The organism is Novipirellula caenicola (assembly GCF_039545035.1).
Taxonomy (GTDB): Bacteria; Planctomycetota; Planctomycetia; order Pirellulales; family Pirellulaceae; genus Novipirellula; species Novipirellula caenicola.
Genome location: NZ_BAABRO010000055.1, coordinates 1 through 2176, shown reverse-complemented (window position 1 = coordinate 2176; position 2176 = coordinate 1). Strand labels below are relative to the sequence as shown.

At 55.1% G+C, this 2176-nt stretch carries 1 protein-coding gene; it reads right to left on the bottom strand.

The annotated features are described in order from the left end of the window. Nucleotides 1-697: 697 nt before the first annotated feature. Nucleotides 698-2032, bottom strand: coding sequence for an IS110 family RNA-guided transposase (locus tag ABEA92_RS31170; RefSeq protein WP_345689769.1), 1335 nt, complete (start codon nt 2030-2032; stop codon nt 698-700). Nucleotides 2033-2176: the final 144 nt, after the last annotated feature.

Below are 2176 nucleotides of genomic sequence, written 5' to 3'. Positions count from 1 at the left end.
TTTTCCGCGGGTGGTGGTGAGGTGCCGTCGCCGGAGGCATTTTTCGGTCGCTCGCCCGTCAGTGGCGACCGAAAAATGACGCAGGCGAAAGGCACTGGCAGCCACGTCGGTTGACTCGAGTTGCGATACGGTCAATTCCGGCTCTGCCGGCGAATCAATCAAGGAGTTGGATTAAACGACTATTCGAGGTGTGAACGCTCTTTGTCCTGGTGGGCCGGCGTGCTTCACGCCGGCGGCGTCCCCTCAGTTATCCGTGCACGGTTCCAGCCTCTTGGTTCGGCTAGCAGCGTGTCTTGGCATTCGCTTGCCTGGAGGCTTCTTGTGAGCAGCAAGCGTCTTCCTTCGGTACGGCACATTCTTTAGGGCGATGTGTCGGAAGGTTCTACCGGTCGCTTGATGGCGATCGGGCCTAAAGTGAACCACTTCCGCATCAGGTTTGTTCGGTGCTCAGTACTTGGGGTAGGTCTGTTCCTTGGTGTTTCGGGCAGGGCGAGTGTTGCGGACTCCTGTAGATGTTTGCGGGTGATTGGGTCAGTAAAGGTCAAGTGATCGAGTATGTTAAAAGGCCGGCAGGTCCGATTCGTTACGACAATGTCCAGGCATTCGTCACGCGATACTGGTTGTCCTGCAGGCCGAAGTTTTTTTCAATGGCTTATTAAAGCGAGCAAGGCCGATTCGTTACGTCGATGTCGGTGCATCAGGCAGAGGTTACTGGCTTTCTTGCTCGCGGTGGTCGGTTGCGTGTTTGGCTAGTCCGATTGGTGGGGCGTTGAGTTCGCGTTGATCGTGTGGCGGCCGAAGGTTGTTTTGACGATGTGCTGCGATTCTCTGTTGCTATGCTTCGTTTCTTCACACTCGTTTGACTGGATTTCGCTTCCTTCGATGCTTTGGCCTCTTTCGCCAATCGGCGTTTGCGTTTGTGACGGCATTCCTTCTTGGGCATCGCCGCGAGTTCCGTTTCGTCGATTGGCAGTTTGCCATCGAAAGATTTTGTCACCGTAATCATCTGTGCAGGATCCCAGTCTCGCTCATCGCGGAGCAACGCCCAAGCGATCACGGCGAGCTTGCGAGCCAGTGCGATCGCCGCTTTCTTTTTTCGAGTCTTTTGTTTGCCGCAGATTCGCTCGTAGACTCCCTTGGCCCAAGGGTTGTAACGCAACGATGCCCAGGCACACTCAACCAGAATGGTTCTCGCCAGTGGATTACCTCGTTTTGTGATACGTCCGTTGCGATCGGTCTCGCCCGATTGGTATTGACGAGGCACCAGGCCGAAGTAGGCGGACACTTGTCTTCCGTTGTCGAAGCGATGAGGATCGTCGATACAAGCGACGAGGATCTCGGCGGTACGAGGCCCGACGCCGGGGATCGTTTGCACGCGTCGAATCCGCTCATCGGTTTTGCCGATCGCCTCGAGCTTTTTGACCACTCCGTCGAGTTGCTCGGTGAGCGAGTCGAGGATGGTTAGTTCAATATCGAGTTCTCCTTTCCAGAGTTCGTCGGCACCACATTTGACCAGCGGCTTGCGAAACGAGTTGATTTTCTCACGACCGGTGTACCAGGCTTTCTCGCCCGAAGCGATTTCGACTCCATGGTTGACGAACCACGCGCGGATCGTGTTTTTGGTCTTGTTGATTCTCTGGTCAAGCGTCTTGCGGTATTTGACCAGAGAGCGAAATTCACGGTGCTGCGGCGATGGCGTGTGGACGGCTTTGAGTTCTCCCATGGCAGCCATGCGAGCGAGTTTCAGTGCGTCGTCACGGTCGGTTTTGCGTTTGACGTTGGCCCACCGCCAAGCTTCCTCGTTGGTGCTGCAGACAAGAGTCTCCAGTCCGAAACTTTGCGCCAAGTCATTGATCCAGCCCGAAGGGCCGCACGCTTCCATGACGACGAGATCCGCTTTCGCACTTTTGAAGATGCTGGCGATGTGCTCGCGGTTGGTGGGCGTAGTGAGGAACTTGGATTTTCTGGTTTTGGAGTTGAAGAAGCAGGCGACGGAGTTGAATTTGCCGAGGTCTAATGCGAGAATCTTCATGTGTACTTTGATCCTTGTGTTTGGTGGGTGGAGTGAATGTGACCGGCAGCCGCACGCTGCCGAGATCACGGGTCCGAGTCGCCAGTTATTTTGAACAAATGACTCCCACCCATCAAACCTCGGACTTACATGGATTCTTTCGCC